Source organism: Aromatoleum anaerobium, assembly GCF_012910705.2.
GTDB lineage: Bacteria > Pseudomonadota > Gammaproteobacteria > Burkholderiales > Rhodocyclaceae > Aromatoleum > Aromatoleum anaerobium.
The window spans coordinates 623052-643886 of record NZ_WTVG02000038.1; the positions used below are offsets into that span (position 1 = coordinate 623052).

At 65.5% G+C, this 20835-nt stretch carries 22 protein-coding genes; 11 read left to right on the top strand and 11 right to left on the bottom strand.

All coding sequences use genetic code 11. The annotated features are described in order from the left end of the window. Nucleotides 1-3 precede the first annotated feature (3 nt). From GO606_RS11825 to GO606_RS11845, 5 genes are all read right to left on the bottom strand, one after another. Entirely contained in the window at nt 4-441 is a 438-nt protein-coding gene (locus tag GO606_RS11825; RefSeq protein WP_169116879.1) for a response regulator, read from the bottom strand. Beyond that, nucleotides 438-2315, bottom strand: coding sequence for an ATP-binding protein (locus GO606_RS11830; RefSeq protein WP_169116878.1), 1878 nt, complete (start codon nt 2313-2315; stop codon nt 438-440). The genes GO606_RS11825 and GO606_RS11830 overlap by 4 nt, the downstream gene beginning before the upstream one ends. After that, nucleotides 2312-3292, bottom strand: coding sequence for an ABC transporter substrate-binding protein (locus GO606_RS11835; RefSeq protein ID WP_169116877.1), 981 nt, complete (start codon nt 3290-3292; stop codon nt 2312-2314). Before GO606_RS11835 ends, GO606_RS11830 begins: the two co-directional genes overlap by 4 nt. Nucleotides 3293-3480: 188 nt before the next feature. After that, nucleotides 3481-4704, bottom strand: a complete 1224-nt coding sequence (locus tag GO606_RS11840; RefSeq protein ID WP_169116876.1) for a CaiB/BaiF CoA transferase family protein — start codon at nt 4702-4704, stop codon at nt 3481-3483. Nucleotides 4705-4712: 8 nt separating this feature from the next. Continuing rightward, nucleotides 4713-5900, bottom strand: coding sequence for an acyl-CoA dehydrogenase (locus GO606_RS11845; protein ID WP_169116875.1), 1188 nt, complete (start codon nt 5898-5900; stop codon nt 4713-4715). Between the two features lie 283 nt (nt 5901-6183). Here GO606_RS11845 and GO606_RS11850 point away from each other — a divergent pair, with 283 nt between their 5' ends. Continuing rightward, nucleotides 6184-7095, top strand: a complete 912-nt coding sequence (locus GO606_RS11850) for a LysR family transcriptional regulator (RefSeq protein ID WP_169116874.1) — start codon at nt 6184-6186, stop codon at nt 7093-7095. Between the two features lie 107 nt (nt 7096-7202). Here the strand turns inward: GO606_RS11850 and gabD are convergent, their stop codons facing one another. Further along, on the bottom strand, nt 7203-8663 hold the full coding sequence (gene gabD, locus GO606_RS11855; RefSeq protein WP_169116873.1) for an NADP-dependent succinate-semialdehyde dehydrogenase: 1461 nt from the start codon (nt 8661-8663) through the stop codon (nt 7203-7205). An 88-nt stretch (nt 8664-8751) separates the two neighbouring features. Next, nucleotides 8752-9774: an HD-GYP domain-containing protein gene (locus GO606_RS11860; RefSeq protein ID WP_246979516.1), complete on the bottom strand. Its 1023-nt coding sequence runs from the start codon at nt 9772-9774 to the stop codon at nt 8752-8754. Nucleotides 9775-10175: 401 nt separating this feature from the next. On the opposite strand from GO606_RS11860, the gene GO606_RS11865 reads away from it, so the two are divergent. Genes GO606_RS11865 through GO606_RS11905 form a run of 9 tightly spaced genes read left to right on the top strand, consistent with a single transcriptional unit; the run spans nt 10176 to nt 17077 of the window. After that, nucleotides 10176-10517 (top strand): ATP synthase subunit I, encoded by a 342-nt coding sequence (locus GO606_RS11865; protein ID WP_169116943.1) that lies wholly within the window; start codon nt 10176-10178, stop codon nt 10515-10517. 2 nt (nt 10518-10519) lie between these two features. Beyond that, complete coding sequence (atpB, locus tag GO606_RS11870) at nt 10520-11350, top strand: F0F1 ATP synthase subunit A (protein WP_169116872.1); 831 nt, start codon at nt 10520-10522, stop codon at nt 11348-11350. Nucleotides 11351-11409: 59 nt separating this feature from the next. After that, the gene (gene atpE / locus GO606_RS11875) at nt 11410-11658 is read left to right on the top strand and encodes a F0F1 ATP synthase subunit C (protein ID WP_169116871.1); all 249 of its coding nucleotides are present in this window, start codon (nt 11410-11412) and stop codon (nt 11656-11658) included. 58 nt (nt 11659-11716) lie between these two features. Then, nucleotides 11717-12190: a F0F1 ATP synthase subunit B gene (locus GO606_RS11880; RefSeq protein ID WP_053420603.1), complete on the top strand. Its 474-nt coding sequence runs from the start codon at nt 11717-11719 to the stop codon at nt 12188-12190. 3 nt (nt 12191-12193) lie between these two features. After that, nucleotides 12194-12730: a F0F1 ATP synthase subunit delta gene (locus GO606_RS11885; protein WP_169116870.1), complete on the top strand. Its 537-nt coding sequence runs from the start codon at nt 12194-12196 to the stop codon at nt 12728-12730. Nucleotides 12731-12740: 10 nt separating this feature from the next. Further along, nucleotides 12741-14279: a F0F1 ATP synthase subunit alpha gene (atpA, locus tag GO606_RS11890; protein ID WP_169116869.1), complete on the top strand. Its 1539-nt coding sequence runs from the start codon at nt 12741-12743 to the stop codon at nt 14277-14279. Between the two features lie 21 nt (nt 14280-14300). Next, nucleotides 14301-15170, top strand: a complete 870-nt coding sequence (atpG, locus tag GO606_RS11895) for a F0F1 ATP synthase subunit gamma (RefSeq protein ID WP_169116868.1) — start codon at nt 14301-14303, stop codon at nt 15168-15170. A 26-nt stretch (nt 15171-15196) separates the two neighbouring features. Then, nucleotides 15197-16597: a F0F1 ATP synthase subunit beta gene (gene atpD / locus GO606_RS11900; RefSeq protein WP_169116867.1), complete on the top strand. Its 1401-nt coding sequence runs from the start codon at nt 15197-15199 to the stop codon at nt 16595-16597. Between the two features lie 54 nt (nt 16598-16651). Beyond that, nucleotides 16652-17077 (top strand): F0F1 ATP synthase subunit epsilon, encoded by a 426-nt coding sequence (locus GO606_RS11905; protein ID WP_169116866.1) that lies wholly within the window; start codon nt 16652-16654, stop codon nt 17075-17077. Between the two features lie 100 nt (nt 17078-17177). Here the strand turns inward: GO606_RS11905 and GO606_RS11910 are convergent, their stop codons facing one another. The 4 genes from GO606_RS11910 to GO606_RS11925 form a co-directional block, all read right to left on the bottom strand. Further along, nucleotides 17178-17822 (bottom strand): ubiquinone biosynthesis accessory factor UbiJ, encoded by a 645-nt coding sequence (locus GO606_RS11910; RefSeq protein ID WP_169116865.1) that lies wholly within the window; start codon nt 17820-17822, stop codon nt 17178-17180. Between the two features lie 45 nt (nt 17823-17867). Further along, the gene (locus GO606_RS11915) at nt 17868-18719 is read right to left on the bottom strand and encodes a Tim44 domain-containing protein (RefSeq protein ID WP_169116864.1); all 852 of its coding nucleotides are present in this window, start codon (nt 18717-18719) and stop codon (nt 17868-17870) included. 76 nt (nt 18720-18795) lie between these two features. Then, the gene (gene ubiE, locus GO606_RS11920) at nt 18796-19533 is read right to left on the bottom strand and encodes a bifunctional demethylmenaquinone methyltransferase/2-methoxy-6-polyprenyl-1,4-benzoquinol methylase UbiE (protein WP_169116863.1); all 738 of its coding nucleotides are present in this window, start codon (nt 19531-19533) and stop codon (nt 18796-18798) included. 2 nt (nt 19534-19535) lie between these two features. Continuing rightward, complete coding sequence (locus GO606_RS11925) at nt 19536-19961, bottom strand: gamma-butyrobetaine hydroxylase family protein (RefSeq protein ID WP_169116862.1); 426 nt, start codon at nt 19959-19961, stop codon at nt 19536-19538. Nucleotides 19962-20123: 162 nt separating this feature from the next. Here GO606_RS11925 and phoB point away from each other — a divergent pair, with 162 nt between their 5' ends. Further along, a complete protein-coding gene (gene phoB / locus GO606_RS11930) occupies nt 20124-20831 on the top strand; it encodes a phosphate regulon transcriptional regulator PhoB (RefSeq protein WP_169116861.1) in 708 nt (235 codons plus the stop codon). Nucleotides 20832-20835: the final 4 nt, after the last annotated feature.

Sequence of the window (20835 nt, forward strand, 5' to 3'; positions counted from 1 at the left end):
TCTTCACCTCTGGCTGTGGTTCAAGGTGCACCAGTACAGCTTGATCTGCTCGGCCACCGCGATGAATTTGCCGAAATCGATCGGTTTGACGATGTAGGAATTCACGCCGGCATCGTAAGCCGTCCTGACATCCTCGTCTTCGGCCGACGAGGTCAGCATCACCACCGGGATGCGCCGGAAGCGCTCGTGCGTCTTGAGCTTTTGCAGCACTTCGAGGCCGCTGACGCGCGGCAGCTTGTTGTCGAGCAGGATCACCGCGGGCGTCGGGTGGCCGCTTTCCCAGCGCGGCAGGAAGGCGAGCGCCTCTTCGCCGTCGCGTGCAACCTCGATCGCGATCGAGCTGGAGCGGTCGCGGCGCGCGAAGGCGCGCAGCGCGAGATCGAGGTCGACGTTGTTGTCCTCGACGAGGAGGATCGGGCCGGAAACGGCTTCAGTGGTCATAGGGGAAACTCCACGAGGAAGATGGCGCCTTTGCCGGGCTCGCTTTCGGCCCGCACGGTCCCGCCCATGCGTTCGATCGCCTTGCGCACCAGCGCCAGGCCGACGCCGGTACCGGGGTAGTCTTCGGCGCGGTGCAGTCGCTGGAATATGCCGAATATGCGGTCATGGTATTTCATGTCGAAACCGATGCCGTTGTCGCGAACCCGCAGCAGCATCGTGCCTGCTTCCTCGCGGCTGCTGATCCCGATGTGCGGTGGGGCCGCGTTGCGGCTGAACTTCAGCGCGTTGCCGACGAGATTGCGCAGCACCAGCGCGAGCCCGCTGCGGTCGATCGAGAGTTCCGGTCCGCGCACGTCGACGTCGATCTTCGCGCCGAGCGCGGCGATTTCGTGGGCGTAACTGTCGAGGACCTCGTCGACGAGCTGCTGCAGCGACACCGGCTCGGGCTGGGGCGCCTGGCGCTCGATGTGCGCATACGCGAGCAGGTCCTCGATCAGTTCGTGCATCTGCGCGACGCCGCGGCGGATGTTGGCAAGGAACTGCCGCCCCTCGTCGTCGAGCCGGTCGCGGTAGTCTTCGAGCAGGATCTGGCTGTAGCCGTCGATGCCGCGCAGCGGTGCCTTGAGATCGTGCGAGACGGCGTACGAGAACGATTCGAGCTCGCGGTTGGCCGCCTCGAGCTGCGCGGTGCGCTCGACGACGCGCGCTTCGAGCGTCGCGTTGAGGCGTAACAGCGCCTCCTCGGTTTCCTTCAGCGAGGTGACGTCGAGCAGCACGCTGCGGATGTGCGTGACCCTGCCGCCCGCGTCGCGGATCAGCCAGGTGCGGCTGTCGAGCCAGATCCACTGGCCGCTCACATGGCGCACGCGGTGTTCCCCGCGGTAATCGTCCGGACCGTCGGCGAGATGGCGGGCGAGGTTGGCGCTGATGCGCGCGCGATCTTCCGGATGAATCAGGTCGCGGTAGCGGACCGCGCCGGACAGCAGCTCCTCCGGCGTATAACCCCATCGCCTGACGCTGTCGCTGACATAGGTGACGGGCAGGCCGGGTTCCTTGCGCCACTCGATCGCGACGACCGGCGAACGGTTGATCAGGGTGGACAGTTGCTCGAGGTTGGCGTGGCGTGCCTTGAGATCGGCGGCCATGCGGTCGAGTGCCTGGCCGATCTGCCCCAACTCGTCGTGCCCGGTCAGGCCGCTGCGCGCATCGAACCGCCCTTCCCCGATCGCGGCGACCGCCGCGGTGAGCCGGGCGCTGCGGCCGAACCACAGCACATGCAGCAGTATCGCGAGCGCCGCGGCAAACAGCAGGATCAGCGCGGTTTCCCGCCAGAGCTCCTGGTGGCCCGCGGCGGTGCGCAGCGCCAGCGGAATGCCCAGATCGCTGCGCACGATCAGCGTCATGTCGGGACGGATCGCAACCCGGCCCAGCAGCGCGAAATCGCCGGGCGGCTGGACGATCTCGATCCTCTTCCCCTGGCCCGAAGCGATCGCCAGCAGGCCGGCGCGAACCGCCGGAGCCTCGGATGCGATCGCATCGGTGAGGGGGCGGTGGAGCCGCGCGCGAAACATTGTGCCGACAACCTGGCCGTTGGCATCGACCAGCAACGCATTCGTGATCGCCGACCGAAGCCCCATGCTGGCGACGATACGGCTGACGTGGAAACGGCTTCCCAGTCCGGCCTGGATCTCGAGCCGGTTCTGTTCGAAGTTCAGGATCTCGGTGAGGCGCCGCCGCTGGTCGCTGGCGACCTGGTGGCGGAACTCCTGCACCTTGATCACGTAATTCAGTGCGGATCCGAGCAGCGCAAACCCGGCCAGCAGCAGCGGCGCGAGGATGCGGCCGGGCAAGAGCGTGAGGCCTCCCCAAGTCATGGGCCGCTTTCCGTCCGTTTCACGGCCGCGCGCGCCGCCGTGTCGACGATCAGCGTTCGCCAGTCCGGCGGCCCGTCGATCATCTCGAGATCGACCATCAGTTTTACGAGTCCGGTGTGACGGGCGGCGAGCGGCGCCGGCTGGCCGGAGAGGAGTTCCGTGCTCTGCTCGAGGGTCACGAACGTTAGCCCGTCGAGCGCCGCGCGGTATTGCGCCGGGGTGAGGCTGGTGCTCGGGGCGAGCAGGTCGGCGAAGGCCTCGGGGGTCGTGTGCAGCGCGGTGACGCCCCGTTGCCAGCCCGCCAGCAGGTCCACGATGTCCTCGAGACGACGTTCCAGTACGTCCGCACGCACGACCAGCACATCGATGAGATCCTCAGACATCGCGCTGCTGTCGAATATCACCTGGTAGCCATCGCCCTGCAGGCGCGACTTCATCGGTTCGAACGTGACGATCGCATCGACCCAGCCGTCGCGCAGCGCGTCTTCCTGCTGTGAAGCTTCGAGCCGCAGCAGCAGCACGTCGTTCGATCGAAGCTGGCTCGTCTCCATCATCCGCGCGAGCACCAGCCTGCCGGCTGCGCTGTCCTCGATGCCGATGCGCTTGCCCTTGAGCTGCGCCGGCCTGGTGATCGGCGATCGCGCGACGACCGCGTCGGCGCCGTGCGACATCGCGAGTACGGCGACGATGCGGATCGCCGCGCCCTTGTCCGCGAGCCGCAGCGCCTCGTCGAGCGTCAGGGCCGCCGCATCGAGCAGACCGTTGTCGAGCGTGCGCAACGCCTGGGAACTCGACGCGAGTTCGACGACCTTGACGCGGCTGCGGTCAACGTAGCGGCGCTCGTAGGCGAACACGAAGGGGTCGTAGCCGAGCCACGGATAGATGCCGACGCTCAGCGGCAGCGGGGGCGCCTCGCTGCAGCCGGCAAGAAACATCATCGCGAGGCCGAAGGCCGCCGCGACAAAGGCGTTGTACATCCACTCATCCTCGCCTGAAATCGGTTCCGCACCGGCCGGTCCGGCGCCCCTGCTCGAGTTCGATCGCTCAGATCGGGATTCTACAAGCGAAATCCAGAGCCCGATTGGGCGACGCTGCGGCAGCACGATCCGTCAACCGTCGGGCCGGATGGCGAATCGGCGGCGTGACGCGGGGCGTCACGACGTGCTCAGATCACGTTGTCATTCCTCAGGCGGGCGATGCGCTCGGCCGGCAGGGCCAGCAGCGAGGAGAGAATTTCGTCGGTATGTTCGCCGAGGAGAGGCGGCGGGCGGCGGTATTCGACCGGTGTCGCCGACAGGCGCATCGGGCTGGCGACCTGCGGCACGGTGCCGGCGAGCGGGTGCGGCAGGTCGACGCGCAGCCCGCGCGAGCGCACCTGCGGGTCGGCGAATACGTCGGCGAGCGTGTTGATCGGTCCGCAGGGCACGCCGAGCGCTTCGAGCCGCGCGATCCAGTCGGCCGTCGTGCGCCGGATCGTCAGCTTGTTGAGCAGCGGAATCAGCACCGCGCGGTGTCCGACGCGGGCCTTGTTGGTGGCGAATCGGGCGTCGGCCGCGAGCGAGGCGTCGCCGGCCGCTTCGCAAAAGCGCGCGAACTGCGCGTCGTTGCCGATGGCGAGGATCATGTAGCCGTCGTCGGTCGGGAAGTCCTGGTACGGCACGATGTTGGGATGGGCGTTGCCGAGCCGGCCAGGTGACACGCCGGTGGTGAGGTAATTCATCGCCTGGTTCGCGAGGCAGGCGATCTGCACGTCGAGCAACGCCAGGTCGATGTGCTGGCCTTCGCCGGTCTTGTCCCGCGACGCCAGCGCCGCCTGGACTGCGTTGGCCGCGTACAGGCCGGTCAGGATGTCGGTCAGCGCGACGCCGACTTTCATCGGACCGCCGCCCGGCTCATCGTCGGGCCGCCCGGTCAGGCTCATCAGGCCGCCGAGGCCCTGGATCAGGAAGTCGTAGCCGGCGCGCGCCGCGTACGGTCCGTCCTGGCCGAAACCGGTGATCGAGCAATACACGAGGCGCGGATTGACGACCTTCAGCGAGGCGTAGTCGAGGCCGTGGCGCGCGAGCCCGCCGTGCTTGAAGTTCTCCAGCACGACGTCGCACTTGCCGGCCAGATCGCGCAGCAATTGCCGGCCGTCCGGCTTCGTCATGTCTACCGTGATCGAACGCTTGTTGCGGTTCGCGCACAGGAAATACGCGGCAACGTCGGTGTCGTTGCCGTGCGTGTCCTTGAGGAACGGCGGACCCCAGTGGCGGGTGTCGTCGCCCTCGCCCGGACGCTCGACCTTGATGACGTCGGCGCCGAGGTCGGCGAGGATCTGGCCGGCCCACGGGCCGGCCAGAATCCTCGACAGGTCGAGCACCCGGATATGCGACAGGGCGCCCGACATGGGGTGGATCAGTTCGAGAACGCCGCGATGTCGGTGATCGCGCGGCCGAGGATCAGCGCATGCACGTCGTGCGTGCCCTCGTAGGTATTGACGACTTCGAGGTTCACGAGGTGACGCGCGACGCAGAACTCGTCGGAGATGCCGTTGCCGCCGAGCATGTCGCGGGCCATGCGGGCGATGTCGAGCGACTTGCCGCAGGAATTGCGCTTCATGATCGACGTGATCTCGACCGCGGCGGTGCCTTCGTCCTTCATGCGGCCCAGGCGCAGGCAGCCCTGCAGCCCGAGCGTGATCTCGGTCAGCATGTCGGCGAGCTTCTTCTGGATCAGCTGGTTCGCGGCGAGCGGGCGGCCGAACTGCTTGCGGTCGAGCGTGTACTGGCGCGCGGTCTCGTAGCACGCTTCGGCGGCGCCGAGCGCACCCCAGGCGATGCCGAAGCGCGCCGAGTTCAGGCACGTGAACGGGCCCTTGAGGCCGCGCACCGTCGGGAAGGCGTTCTCTTCCGGCACGAACACTTCGTCCATGACGATTTCGCCGGTGATCGACGCGCGCAGGCCGACCTTGCCGTGGATCGCCGGAGCGGACAGGCCTTTCCAGCCTTTTTCGAGGACGAAGCCGCGGATCTGGCCTTCGTCGTCCTTGGCCCAGACGACGAACACGTCGGCGATCGGGCTGTTGGTGATCCACATCTTCGCGCCGGACAGGCTGTAGCCGCCATCGACCTTCTTCGCGCGGGTCGCCATGCTGCCGGGATCGGAGCCGTGGTTCGGCTCGGTCAGGCCGAAGCAGCCGATCCATTCGCCGGTCGCGAGCTTCGGCAGGTACTTCTGCTTCTGTGCTTCGGTGCCGAATTCGTTGATCGGCACCATCACCAGCGACGACTGCACGCTCATCATCGAGCGATAGCCGGAATCGACGCGCTCGACTTCACGCGCGATCAGGCCGTAGCACACGTAGTTCATGCCGGAGCCGCCGTACTCCTCGGGGATCGTCGCGCCGAGCAGGCCCAGTTCGCCCATCTCGTTGAAGATCGCGCGGTCGGTCTTTTCATGGCGGAAAGCTTCCTGCACGCGCGGCAGCAGGCGTTCCTGGCTGTACGCCCGCGCGGTGTCGCGCACCAGGCGCTCGGTTTCGGTCAGCTGCTCGTCGAGGTGCAGGGGATCTGCCCAATTGAAGGTCACGCGGTTCGTTGCCATTTAAAAAGTCTCCTCAATGCTGCGGATGTTCGAATATGCGCCGGCGCGATGCGAAGGTGCGCCACGCTTTGCCTGTGCCTGCACTGTAGCGAATCGACGACGTTCGGGACAACCGAAAATTCCGTCACACGTTGTGCAGAAAAATCACTCCGTGAATTGTCGAGAACGCCGACGCGGGTAAGATGCAACCATGAAACCGTGTGCTTCCGGGCGTTCCCGCGTCACCCGGCGCCCGCTCGTAAGCGTCTGGCTTGCACATCGTGCATTTTCAGGAGGTTCGCGAATGCGACGCAGGATCCCCAGTACCGCGGCGCTGCTGGCTTTCGAGCTCGCGGCGCGGCATGAAAGCTTCACGCGCGCGGCCGAGGAGCTGTCGCTGACGCAGAGCGCGATCTGCCGCCAGATCGCCGGGCTCGAGGAATTTCTCGGCCTGCGCCTGTTCCGGCGCACGAAGCGCGGCGTGACGCTGACCGAGGCCGGGCTGTCGTACAGCCGGCAGATCACGGCGCGGCTCGATGCGGTCGAGCGCGACACACTGTCGGTGATGGCGCACCACGGCCGCGGCGCGACGATCGAGCTCGCGGTCGTGCCGACGTTCGCGACGCGCTGGCTGCTGCCGCGGCTCGGCGGCTTCCTCGCCAGCCATCCGGGCGTCACGGTGAATCTGACGAACCGCAGCCGCCCGTTCCTGTTCGCCGAGACCGAGCTCGACGCGGCGCTGTATTTCGGCGACGCCGGCTGGCCCGGCACCGAAGGACATTTCCTGATGCGCGAGAATCCGGTGCCGGTCTGCAGCCCGCGCCTGCTCGCCGGCAAACCCGCGCTGACGCCGGACGAGATCGCTGCGCTGCCGCTGCTGCAGCAGACGACGCGCCCGTACGCGTGGCGGCTGTGGTTCGAGTCGCTCGGCCTGCGCGTCGCGCACGACCTGACCGGCGCGCGCCACGAACTCTTCACGATGCTCGCGCAGGCCGCGATGTACGACATGGGCGTCGCGCTGATCCCGCCGTTCCTGATCCAGGAAGAACTCGACAGCGGCCGCCTCGTGACCCCGTTCCGCCACGGCTACCTCAGCGACAAGGCGTACTACCTGATCATTCCCGAGCGCAAGGCCGAAACCACCGCGCTTGCGGCGTTCCGCGACTGGCTGCTGGAGGCGGCGGCGCAATACCGGGTGGCGGCCGGACTGGGGTGAGCGGTGTGCTCGCGAGCCGTTCGGTGCGCGGCACCGGAACGTTCTCGCGACCGCACGGAAAGCGGGGCGCGGCCCTTCCCCGCGATCGACCCCGGCACGGCCTGGCCTTACTGCACGCCACCCATGCACAGATACTTGATCTCGAGGTAGTCCTCGATGCCGTATTTCGAACCTTCGCGGCCGAGGCCCGATGACTTCATGCCGCCGAACGGCGCGACTTCGGTCGAGATGATGCCGGTGTTGATGCCGACGATGCCGTATTCGAGCGCGCCGGACACGCGCCACACGCGGTTCATTCCCGCTGCATAGAAATAGGCGGCGAGGCCGAACTCGGTGTCGTTCGCCATGCGGATCGCCTCGGCCTCGTCCTTGAAGCGGAACAGCGGCGCGACCGGGCCGAACGTCTCCTCGCGCGCGACTTTCATCTGCGGCGTGACGTCGGCGAGGATCGTCGGTTCGAAGAAGCTGCGGCCGAGCGCGTGGCGCCTGCCGCCGGTGACGACGCGCGCGCCTTTCGCCAGCGCGTCGGCGATGTGCTCCTCGACTTTCTCGACCGCCTGCATGTCGATCAGCGGTCCTTGCGTGACGCCTTCATCGAGGCCGTTGCCGACTTTCAGCTTCGCGACCGCGGCGGCGAGCTTTTCGGCGAACGCGTCATACACACTGTCCTGCACCAGCAGCCGGTTCGCGCACACGCAGGTCTGGCCGGTGTTGCGGTATTTCGACGCCAGCGCGCCTTCGACGGCGGCGTCGAGGTCGGCGTCGTCGAAGACGATGAACGGCGCGTTGCCGCCGAGTTCGAGCGACAGCTTCTTGATCGTCGGGGCGCATTGCGCGGCGAGCTTGATGCCCACTTCGGTCGACCCGGTGAACGTGAGTTTGCGCACCACCGGGTTGGCGGTGAGTTCGCCGCCAATCTCGGTCGCGGAGCCCGTCAGCACGCTGAACACGCCTGCGGGCACGCCGGCGCGTTCGGCGAGGACGGTGAGCGCGAGCGCCGAATAGGGCGTCTGCGTCGCCGGCTTCAGCACCATCGTGCAGCCCGCGGCGAGCGCCGGCCCGGCCTTGCGCGTGATCATCGCGAGCGGGAAGTTCCACGGCGTGATCGCCGCACAGACGCCGACCGGCTCTTTCGTCACGACGATGCGCTTGTCGGGCTGGTGGCCGGGGATCACGTCGCCGTAGATGCGCTTGCCCTCTTCGGCGAACCACTCGACGAAGGACGCCGCGTACAGCACTTCGCCGCGCGCCTCACCGAGCGGCTTGCCCTGCTCGGAGGTCATCAGCAGCGCGAGATCTTCCTGGTGTGCGACGATCAGGTCGAACCACTTGCGCAGCACCTTCGCGCGGGCGCCGGCAGTCAGCGCCCGCCACGCCGGCCACGCGCGATTGGCCGCGTCGATCGCGCGGCGCGTCTCGGCGGCGCCCATCTTCGGGATCGTGCCGAGTTGCTCGCCGCTGGCCGGGTTGTGGATCGCGATCGTCGCACCGCTGTCGGCATCGGCCCACGTGCCGCCGACGAGGCAGCGGGTGCGGAAGAGGTCGGGGTCATTTAACGCGAGGGTCATGGAAAGACTCCTTGGTCGGGTTTGCGCGGAATGCCATCGGTATCGGACTGCCCGGTCCTGCCGTTTGCGGCGCCACGGCTTGCCCGGCTCATGGGCGATTCCACAGATTGCGGATGATGACGATCGAGCCGCGGTAGTTCGAAAACGGAACCATCCCCTCGATGTGGAAATCGGCCGTCGAGGTGTCGCGGGGAATCGTGCCCAGCATCGGCATGCCATCCGGCTTGACAAAAGCGTGGACGAGCGGGCAGGCGCTGTTTGCCGTCCGCTTCTTCACGACCGCGACCTCGCCGTTCGCAAGCCGCACGATCGCCCCCGGCGGAAAAACGCCGATCTCCTTGATCATCATCTGGATCAGCCGGTTGTCGGTCTGCTTGCCCTGGTCGAGCATCAACTTGCGCATCGCCTTGCCGGACACCATCGCCTTGCGGTACGGGCGGTCGCGCACCATCGCACTATAGATGTCGGCGATCGCCAGCACGCGCGCCGGCAGCCTGATCGCGTCGTCGAAATGGCCATCGGGATAGCCGCTGCCGTCCAGACGCTCGTGGTGGTGGCGGACCGAGTCGAGCCAGGCGGCGTCGGTCACGCCGAGACTCGTCAGAATCCATTCGCTGTCGACGGGATGGCGCGCGATGCGCTCGCGCTGCAGCGACGTCAGCGGCGTCAGCTGGCGGTCGAGCGTGTCCTGGATGTCGATCAGACCGACGTCATAGGTCAGGCCGGCCTTGACGAGCGACAGCCGCGAGGCCTCGCCGACCCCCATTTTCCTGCCGATCAGCTCGCACAGGATCGCTGCCTGCAGGTGATGGACCACCGCATACGACGTCTCGTAGTCGAGGTGCAGGTTCGCGAGCGCGGCGTCGGAGTCATGCGTGCAGGCCTGCTGGACCGTCAGCGCAATGCTTTCGATGCGCGGAACGAATCCGGTGTCGAGACTGCCCGCCTTGTAGAGGTCGAACGTCCGCTTCAGGCGGATCTTCAGCAAGTCGAGCATCTCGAACGATTTGTGCTCATTGCTCGACGTGGTCGCGGAGGCTGCCGGAATGCGCCGCCCTTCGCGTTCGTGCTCGACGACGCGCCGGAGCGCGTCTTCAGGCTGCTCGCTCACGGCGTCTGGCGCCGCAGCGCATCGTCTTGGGGTTCATCGCATGACTCACGGGACAGGGGATTCTTCGCATCGGACCGTAACCCTCCGCACTTCGCAACGTCCGCGAGGTATTGCGGCGCCGAGTAGCGTAGCATTTTCGTCCCCGCCCGGCAGCAGATGAAGATATCTTCAGCCTGTTCCGCGCCGGAGGCCCGGTCGCCGCAGGAATGCTGACGGCTTTGCCGGGCCACGCTGCGCGCAATTTTTCGCGACCGGATTCGATATCTTGTATAAGATGCATGACCTGACGCGACACAGGTCGCGAGATGCAATATCGGTTTGACTTCGTTGCGGTTAACCCCTAGTATTGCCGGAATTTTTGAAGCGGTCTGCGCATGCTGCGCATCGCCTCGGCGGATCCCATGTTCAAAATGGTTTTCCTGCAGCTTGGCGCGACGATCGCAGCTACGGCCATCGCGGCCGTTTTTTTCGGCCTGCGCGGCGGAATTTCCGCAGCCCTCGGGGGACTTTCCTGCGTTTTGCCGAATGCGGTTTTCGCGCTCCGGCTGCACCTGGCCTCGAAGCGGCAGGGCGGAGCGAATGTGATCGTTTTCTTTATCGGCGAGTTCCTCAAGATCGCGTCGATCGTGGGATTGTTGGTGCTGGTCGGGCAGTTTTATGAAGACGTCCATTGGGGCGGCATCTTCATCGGCCTGATCCTGGCACTGAAGGCGAATTTATTTGCATTTTTGGTGAAGACCTGACCATGGCTACCGAAGCACCGACCTCCGGCGAATACATCGTCCACCACCTGACCCATATGAACTCCACCGGCCACGCCCAGAAGGCAGTGATCGACTGGAGCGTATGGAACCTCGACACCCTGTTCTTCTCGATCGCGCTCGGCGTCATCACGCTGTTCTTCCTGATCCGCGCCGCCCGCAAGGCGACTCCCGGCGTTCCGGGGCGGTTTCAGGCAGCCGTCGAGATCCTCGTCGAAATGGTTGCCGACCAGGCAAAGGGCATCATCCACAGCGCCGAATCGCGCAAGTTCGTCGCACCGGTCGCGCTGACGGTGTTCCTGTGGATCTTCCTCATGAACTCGATGGACTTCCTGCCGGTCGATCTGCTGCCGCGGCTGTGGGCGATGATTTCCGGCAACGAGCATGCCTATCTGCGCGTCGTGCCGACCGCCGACCTGAACGGCACGCTCGGCATGTCGATCGGCGTGCTGCTGATCTGCCTCTACTACAACGTCAAGATCAAGGGTTTCTCGGGCTGGGTGCATGAACTCTTCACTGCGCCGTTCGGCAGCCACCCGCTGCTGTGGCCGGTCAACTTCCTGATGCAGATCATCGAGTTCCTCGCCAAGACCGTCTCCCACGGCATGCGGCTGTTCGGCAACATGTATGCCGGCGAGCTGATTTTCATGCTGATCGCGCTGCTCGGCGGCACCGCCACGGTGTTCGGTTTCCTCGGCCATATCGTCGCCGGCTCGATCTGGGCGGTCTTCCACATCCTGATCGTCGCGCTGCAGGCTTTCATCTTCATGATGCTGACGCTGGTCTATATCGGCCAGGCTCACGAGAGCCACTAACGGTTTATTGCAGTACCTGGTTTTTTCAACTTCATCAATCTTTTACTCAAGGAGTCGTCATGGAAAACGTTCTGGGTTTTGTTGCTCTGGCTGCTGGCCTCATCATCGGTATGGGCGCCATCGGTGCTTGTATCGGTATCGGCATCATGGGCTCCAAGTACCTCGAAGCTTCCGCCCGTCAGCCCGAGCTGATGAACGCGCTGCAAACCAAGATGTTCCTGCTGGCTGGTCTGATCGACGCAGCGTTCCTGATCGGCGTCGGTATCGCAATGATGTTCGCGTTCGCCAACCCGTTCCAGCTCGTCTGATCGGTTCGCTTATTTCGCCTCTTTCGGCCTCTCCGACCACAACCGAGGGACAAGAACAGTGAATTTGAACGCAACCCTGATCGCTCAGCTCGTTGTGTTCTTCATTCTGGCGTGGGTCACGATGAAGTTCGTGTGGCCCCCCATCGTGAAGGCGCTCGACGAGCGCGCGAAGAAGATCGCAGACGGGCTGGCAGCTGCGGACAAGGCCAAGGCCGACCTCTCGCTCGCCGAGAAGAAAGTTGTCGATGAACTGCGCAAGGCTCGCGAATCCGCGGGCGACGTGCGTACCTCCGCCGAAAAGCAGGCGGCGAAATTCCTCGACGACGCCCGTGCCGAAGCTGCCCGCATCATCGCCCAGGCTCGCGAAGCTGCCGAAGCCGAAGCCGGCACGGCCGCCCAGCGCGCCAAGGAAGCACTGCGTGACCAGGTCGCCCATCTGGCTGTCGCCGGCGCCGAGAAGATCCTGCGTCGCGAAATCAACGCGCAGGTGCATGCCGACCTGCTCGCCAACCTGAAAACGGAACTGCAATAAGCCATGGCCGAGAACGTCACCATCGCGCGCCCCTATGCGGATGCCGCCTTCGAGCTGGCTCGCGGGGCAGGTGCGCTGGGGCCTTGGTCGGAAGCACTCGATCGTCTCGCCGCCGCTGCCGCGGATGCGTCGATGAAAGCCTGCATCAGTAATCCCAAGCTGTCCGCGGACCAGCTGTATCAGCTGTTCATCGACGTTGCGGGACAAGGCTTCACTCCCGAGCTGCAGAATTTCGTTCGTGTCCTCGTCGACAACGAGCGTCTGCAGGTGCTTCCGGAGATCCGTGACCTGTTCGTTGAACTCAAGAACGAACACGAAGGCGTCCAGGAGGCGGAAATCGCCTCCGCGTTCCCGCTCGACGATGCCACGCTGGCGAACCTGAAAGCCGATCTTGAGATGCGTTTCAAGACCAGGCTGAACATCAAGGTCAGCCTCGACCCCGAACTCATCGGCGGGGTCCGCATCGCGATCGGCGACGAAGTGATCGACGCCTCGGTCCGCGGCAAGCTCGCGAACATGGCCGCTGCGCTAAAGAACTAGGAGCATATACATGCAACTCAACCCCTCTGAAATCAGTGACCTGATTAAGAGCCGGATCCAGAACCTGCAGCTCGCAGCCACGTCGCGCAACGAAGGCACCGTGGTGTCGGTTACCGACGGCATCACGCGCGTTCACGGTCTCGCCGACGTCATGCAGGGCGAAATGCTGGAGTTCCCCGGCAATACCTTCGGCCTCGCGCTGAACCTCGAGCGCGACTCGGTCGGTGCGGTGGTCCTGGGTGAATACGAACACATCACCGAAGGCGATCCGGTCAAGGCCACCGGCCGCATTCTTGAAGTGCCGGTCGGCCCCGAACTGATCGGCCGCGTCGTCAACGCGCTCGGCCAGCCGATCGACGGCAAGGGCCCGATCAACGCCAAGTTGACCGACAAGATCGAAAAAGTCGCGCCGGGCGTGATCTGGCGCCAATCGGTGTCGCAGCCGGTGCAGACCGGCCTGAAGTCGGTCGATGCGATGGTGCCGATCGGACGTGGCCAGCGCGAGCTGATCATCGGCGACCGCCAGACCGGCAAGACCGCCGTCGCGGTCGATGCGATCATCAACCAGAAAGGCCAGGACATGTTCTGCGTCTACGTCGCGATCGGCCAGAAGGCCTCGACGATCGCGAACGTGGTGCGCAAGCTCGAAGAGCACGGCGCGATGGAATACACCATCGTCGTCGCCGCGACGGCTTCCGAATCGGCCGCGATGCAGTTCATCGCCCCGTACTCGGGCTGCACGATGGGCGAATACTTCCGCGACCGCGGCCAGGACGCGCTGATCATTTATGACGATCTGACCAAGCAGGCGTGGGCCTACCGCCAGATCTCGCTGCTGCTGCGCCGCCCGCCGGGTCGCGAAGCCTACCCCGGCGACGTGTTCTACCTGCACTCGCGTCTGCTCGAGCGTGCGTCGCGCGTGTCCGCCGATCACGTCGAGAAGTTCACGAACGGCGAAGTCAAGGGCAAGACCGGTTCGCTGACGGCGCTGCCGATCATCGAAACCCAGGCCGGCGACGTGTCCGCGTTCGTTCCGACGAACGTGATCTCGATCACCGACGGCCAGATCTTCCTCGACACCGACCTCTTCAACGCCGGTATCCGTCCCGCGATCAACGCCGGTATCTCGGTGTCGCGCGTCGGCGGCGCCGCGCAGACCAAGGTCGTCAAGAAGCTCTCCGGCGGTATCCGTACCGACCTCGCGCAGTATCGCGAACTCGCCGCGTTCGCGCAGTTCGCGTCCGACCTCGACGACGCGACGCGCAAGCAGCTCGAGCGCGGCCGCCGCGTCACCGAACTGATGAAGCAGCCGCAGTACGCGCCGCTGTCGGTCGCCGACATGGCGATCACGCTGTACGCGGTGAATAACGGCTACTTCGACGACGTCGAAGTGCCGCGCCTGCTGGCGTTCGAATCCGGGCTGCAGCAGTACGTCAAGGCCAAGAATCCGGCTCTCGTGACCAAGATCATGACCTCCAAGGAGCTCGACGCCGACGGCGAGAAGCAACTGGTCGCGGTGATCGACGAGTTCAAGAAGAGCTGGGCCTAAGGCCGCGGACGGAGACGGAATATGGCTAGCGGTAAGGAAATCCGTACCAAGATCAAGAGCGTGCAAAACACGCGCAAGATCACCAAGGCCATGGAAATGGTGGCCGCATCCAAGATGCGCAAGGCGCAGGACCGGATGCGTGCCGCTCGTCCCTATGCCGAGAAGATCCGCCGCCTCGCCGCGAACCTGTCCCAGGCCAATGTGACCGATTACAAGCACGCTTTCCTCGTCCAGAAGGACCAGGTGAAGCGGGTGGGTCTGATTCTGGTCACCACCGACAAGGGTCTTTGCGGCGGTCTCAACACCAATATCCAGCGCGTCGCGCTGAACGCGATGAAGGGCTGGGACGCCTCCGGCGCGACCGAGATCCAGGCCTGCTGCATCGGCAACAAGGGTTTCGGCTTCATGCAGCGGCTGGGCGCGAAAGTCGTGTCGCACGTCGTTCAGCTCGGTGACACGCCGCATCTCGAAAAGATGATCGGCCCGGTCAAGATCATGCTCGACGCGTTCCAGAACGGCGAGCTCGACGCGGTCTATGTGGCTTACACGCGCTTCATCAACACGATGAAGCAGGAGCCGGTGCTCGAGCAGCTGCTGCCGCTGACCGGCGAGAAGCTCGGCACGCCGGAAGGTTCGTGGGACTACCTGTACGAGCCCGACCCGCAGGTCGTCATCGACGAGATGCTGGTGCGCTACGTCGAGGCGCTGGTCTATCAGGCAGTCGCCGAGAACATGGCTTCGGAGCAGAGCGCGCGCATGGTGGCGATGAAGGCCGCGTCCGACAACGCGAAGAACGTGATCGGGGAACTGCAGCTGGTCTACAACAAGACCCGCCAGGCAGCGATCACGAAGGAGCTGTCGGAGATCGTCGGCGGCGCCGCCGCGGTGTAACGCATAACTGATTTAAGGAAACGACGATGAGTCAAGGAACGATCGTTCAGTGCATCGGCGCCGTGGTGGATATCCAGTTCCCCCGCGAAGCGATGCCCAAGGTGTATGACGCGCTCAAGCTCGAGAGCGCCGTCGGTTCGTTCGCCGAAGAGGGGCTGACCTTTGAGGTGCAGCAGCAACTCGGCGACGGCGTGGTGCGTACGATTGCAATGGGTTCGTCCGACGGCCTGCGCCGTGGCATGAAAGTCGCCAGCACCGGCAAGGGGATCTCGATCCCCGTCGGCCACGGCACCCTCGGCCGCATCATGGACGTGCTAGGTCGCCCGATCGACGAGGCGGGCCCGATCGAGGCTGACGAGCTGCGCCCGATCCACGCGAAGGCGCCGAAGTTCGACGAGCTGTCGCCATCGGTGGAGCTGCTCGAAACCGGCATCAAGGTCATCGACCTGATCTGCCCGTTCGCGAAGGGCGGCAAGGTCGGCCTGTTCGGCGGCGCCGGCGTCGGCAAGACCGTGAACATGATGGAACTGATCAACAACATCGCCAAGCAGCACTCGGGCCTGTCGGTGTTCGCCGGCGTGGGCGAGCGGACCCGTGAAGGGAACGACTTCTACCACGAGATGAAGGACTCCAACGTTCTCGACAAGGTCGCGATGGTGTTCGGCCAGATGAACGAGCCCCCGGGCAACCGTCTGCGCGTCGCGCTGACCGGCCTGACGATGGCCGAGCGCTTCCGCGACGAGGGCCGCGACATCCTGTTCTTCGTGGACAACATCTACCGCTACACGCTGGCCGGTACCGAAGTGTCCGCGCTGCTGGGCCGGATGCCGTCCGCGGTGGGCTATCAGCCGACGCTAGCGGAAGAAATGGGCCGCCTGCAGGAGCGCATCACCTCGACCAAGGTCGGCTCGATCACGTCGATCCAGGCCGTGTATGTGCCGGCGGATGACTTGACCGACCCGTCCCCGGCGACGACCTTCCTCCACCTCGACTCGACCGTCGTGCTGTCGCGTGACATCGCCGCGCTGGGTATCTACCCGGCCGTCGATCCGCTCGACTCCACGTCGCGCCAGCTCGACCCGCTGGTGGTCGGCGAAGAGCACTACAACGTCGCGCGCCAGGTGCAGGTGACGCTGCAGCGCTACAAGGAACTGCGCGACATCATCGCGATTCTGGGCATGGACGAATTGTCGCCGGAAGACAAGCTCGCGGTGTCCCGGGCGCGCAAGATCCAGCGCTTCCTGTCGCAGCCGTTCCACGTCGCGGAAGTGTTCACCGGCTCGCCGGGCAAGTACGTGTCGCTCAAGGACACGATCAACGGCTTCAAGATGATCGTGAACGGCGAGTGCGACCACATGCCCGAACAGGCGTTCTATATGGTCGGCGGTATCGAAGAGGCCATCGAGAAGGCCAAGAAGCTCCAGTAATCGAGCCCGCCGCACGGCAGCTCGCTGTCGTGCGGCCTTGAAAAGGACATCACTATGGCAATGACGGTCCACGTCGACATCGTCAGCGCGGAAGAGCAGATCTTTTCCGGCCTGGCGGAGTTCGTCGCGCTCCCGGGTGAAGCGGGTGAACTCGGCATCCTGCCCGGCCACATGCCGCTGATGACCCGGATCAAGCCGGGTGCGGTACGGGTGAAGCGTCCCGACCAGGCGGAGGAGGAACTCGTTTTCGTCGCCGGCGGCATTCTCGAAGTGCAGCCGGGACTGGTCACCGTGCTCGCGGACACCGCGATCCGGGGCAAGGATCTGGACGAGGCGAAAGCGCTCGAAGCCAAGCGCATCGCGGAAGAGGCGCTGAAAAATCAGTCGACCGAACTCGATTACGCCAAGGCACAGGCGGAACTCGCCGAAGCGATCGCACAGATCGCGGCCATCCAGAAGCTGCGCAAGCGCGGCCACTGAGCCGGACGGCGGGCGAAGCCGCCGGCATTGGGCGAAAGAAAAAGGGCAGATCCGTCAGGACTGCCCTTTTTGTTTGGGTGCTTTCCTGCCTGCGGCGAAGTTAGCGCCCGTCCGGCGGAACGGCCATGGCGGATGCCCGCTGACCATGGCGCGACGGGGACTGTCGGGAGGCGCAGAGCCGCTCAACGCGCTTGTCGAGGCGCGCCAGGTCGTCGCGCAGCGCCCCCAGTTCTCCGCCATGCCCTTCGAGTGCCGCACGCGTGACGAGGAGCGGCTGCTCTTCGGTGAGATATTCGGCGACGTTGCCGCCCAACGCCTGGCACGCCCTCAAACCTCCGTCCCTGACGGCCTGCGCCCCGAGCACGACGCGGTGGGCGAGGATGTCGCCAAGCACGCGCGACAGGTCTTCCTCGGCGTCCCAGCGCAAGTTGCGGAACACGAAGCCGAGCGCATCGGCGAACTCGGCATTGCCGTCGATCCGCACTTCGCTCATTGCCTTCCCGGGATCTCCGGTGAGGAGGCCGGGCAGCGCGCCGAGCGGAAGCGAAAGCGTGATCGAAGGCGTCGTGGCTGCGTCCGCCGCGGCGAGAAAACCGTCCGGCAGGACCGTGAACATGATGTCGAACGGGTCGGCATGTAGTAGCGCATGCCGGCCCGCATGGGGCGAAAGCCGTTCCCGGGCCCAAGGCGCCGGGCCCAGCAGGTGGTTGATGGCGGTGAGGAAACCGCGGCGTGCGACTGACATCGTTTTCTGCGGGACCCCGGCATTCCGGGGTCCGCCGTAGAGGATTCAGGAAAGCTGCTGGATGCCCGCGACGACCCACCCGGCGTTTCCGGTCCTGGGTTTGGTCAGATGCCACACTTCGTCGAACGCCACTGGTGCCGCGCCTTCTTCTTCGCGCAGCAGGCCGGAGAAGCGGATGCTGACGACGTAGCGTTGCGCTTCCTCCACGACTTCGATGACTTCGCCGTTCAGCTCCACGACGTCGGTGCGCTGCGTCCCCGGAGCGCGTTCAGTCAGCTGCATGCGGATTTCAGCAAACATCTCGGGTGACGTGAATTCGCGGATGTCTTCGAGATTGCCGGCATCGTTGGCGGCCTGCAGGCGGATGAACTGGACCTTGGCCTGCCGCACGAACGCTTCGGCATCGAAGTTCGCGGGGATGTTGCCCGCTGGCGCAGGCGCCACCGCGCTGCTGGCAGCGGGGAAGCTTGCCGGCGCAGAAGCGGGGAAGCTCCCGCCGGCAGGAGCGCCGGCGTACTGCATCGCGCCGCCCGAGCGCGCTGCGGCATTGCGACGCGACAGCATGCGGAACAGCATCAGGGCAGCGAGCGCCAGCAGCGCGATCATCAGGAACGAGCCCATTTCGGCGCCGAGGCCCAGATGCGAGAAGAGCGCAGCCAGCCCGAGGCCGGCGGCCAGCCCGGCGAGCGGGCCCATCCACGACCGCTTCTGCGGCACGGCATTCGCGCCCTGCGGCGTCTGCTGCGGCGCGGCCGACGGCTGGCGCGGCGCCGACGGGCTCATCTGGCGCTGCATGCCGAAGCTGCCGCCCCCGCCGAGACGCTTGGCGTCGGCGTCAGGGATGCCGAAACCGAGGGTGAAAATGACCGCGATCAGGCCGAGAAGCAGGTTTTTCATGGGTGATATGTCTCCGTTCATGGTGCGAAACCGGCCGCTCGCCCCGCAGGAAAGGAAGCGGGCGCGCGCAGCGGAATCAGAGCTTGTAGCCGCGGTGCAGGGCGACGACGCCCCCGGTCAGGTTGAAGTAATCGACTCGCTTCAGGCCGACTCGTTCCATCAGCTCCTTCAGTTCGTCCTGCGAGGGGTGCATCCGGATCGATTCGGCCAGGTAACGGTAGCTGTCCGCGTCGTGGGCGACCTTGTCGCCCATCCAGGGCAGGATCTTGAACGAATAGAAATCGTAGGCCGGCGCGAGCGGCGCCCAGACTTTCGAGAATTCGAGCACGAGGAGACGGCCGCCCGGACGCAGCACGCGCCGCATCTCGGCGAGCGCGACGTCCTTGTGGGTCATGTTGCGTAGGCCGAACGCAACCGTCACGCAGTCGAACCAGTTGTCGGGGAACGGCAGCTTCTCGGCGTCGCATTGCGCGACCGGCAGCGCGAAGCCGCGGTCGAGCACCCGGTCGCGCCCGCGCGACAGCATCGCGTGATTGATGTCGGTGAGCCACACCTGGCCGTCGCGGCCGACCCGTTTCGCGAATGCGAGCGACAGGTCTGCTGTCCCGCCGGCGACGTCGAGCACGCGGTCGCCGCAGCCGACTCCCGATATCTGGATCGTGAATGCCTTCCACAGCCGGTGCAGGCCGAAGGACATGAGATCGTTCATCACGTCGTAGCGGCGGGCGACCGAGGAAAACACCTCGGCGACTTTTTTGTGTTTTTCGCCTTCCGCCACCGTCTCGAAGCCGAAATGGGTCGTCTTTTCGTTCATGCTCAGTGCTTGTGACCGCCGCAGCCGGATTTGGGCGGGACGGGTGGATTTTCGGCGGGATCGCGGCTGCGGCCTTCCTGCGCGAGCCGGTCGAGATACTGCTGCCACAGCGTGTCGTGCTGCGTCGCGAGCCAGTACAGGTAGTCCCAGGAATACAGGCCGCTGTCGTGTCCGTCGGAGAACACCGGTTTCACGGCATAGTTGCCGACCGGTTCGAGATCGACGATGTCGACATCGCGTTTGCCGACCTGCAGCACTTCCTGGCCGGCTCCGTGTCCGCGCACCTCTGCCGAGGGGGAATACACCCTCAGATACTCGAACGGCAGCGAAAACTCGCTGCCATCGTCGAACGCGATTTCGAGCACGCGGGATTTGCGGTGCAAGGTGAGCGCGGTGGGGGTGGGTGTTTTGTCGTCGAGTCCGGCCATGGTGACTGGTGAGTCGGGCGATGTCGGGAGTCCAATCATACCCGAATCGGCGCGGCCGAGCGGCGCCCGGCGGGCCGCGCTTCGATTGCGCCGGGATGACTTGTCACAAAAAATTCAAATGGCTGCAATACACTGCGTCGGCCAACATGGAGTGATGCATCGATGCCTGCGAACATTCTGCTAGTGGAAGACGAATCGGCCATTCAGGAGCTTATCGCCGCCAGCTTGACCCGTGCCGGCCACCGCGTCGTGCGGGCATCCGACGCGGAGGCGGCACAGCGCCTCCTGCGCGACGCGCTGCCCGACCTGGTGTTGCTGGACTGGATGCTGCCGGGCATGACGGGCATCGAACTCGCGCGCCGGCTCAGGGCCGACGAACGGACCCGCGCGATCCCGATCATCATGCTGACGGCGCGCGGCGAAGAGCAGGACAAAGTCGCCGGCCTCGAGAGCGGCGCCGACGACTACATCACCAAGCCGTTCAGCCCGCGCGAGCTGGCAGCCCGGATCACGGCCGTGCTGCGCCGGCGCGCACCGCAAACCACCGAGGACGCGGTCGAGGCGGGCGGCCTGCGGCTCGACCCCGCGACGCACCGCGTCGGCTGCGGGGACAGGCCGGTCGCGCTCGGCCCGACTGAATTCCGCCTGCTGCATTTCCTCATGACTCATCCCGAGCGCGTGCATTCGCGCGCCCAGCTGCTCGACAAGGTGTGGGGCGACCATGTCTTCGTCGAGGACCGCACCGTGGATGTGCATGTGCGGCGCCTGCGTGCGGCGCTCGAGCCGAGCGGGCACGACCAGCTGATCCAGACGGTGCGCGGCAGCGGCTACCGTTTCTCGCTGCGGGTCGAGGGCGGCAGCGTGCAATAATCCG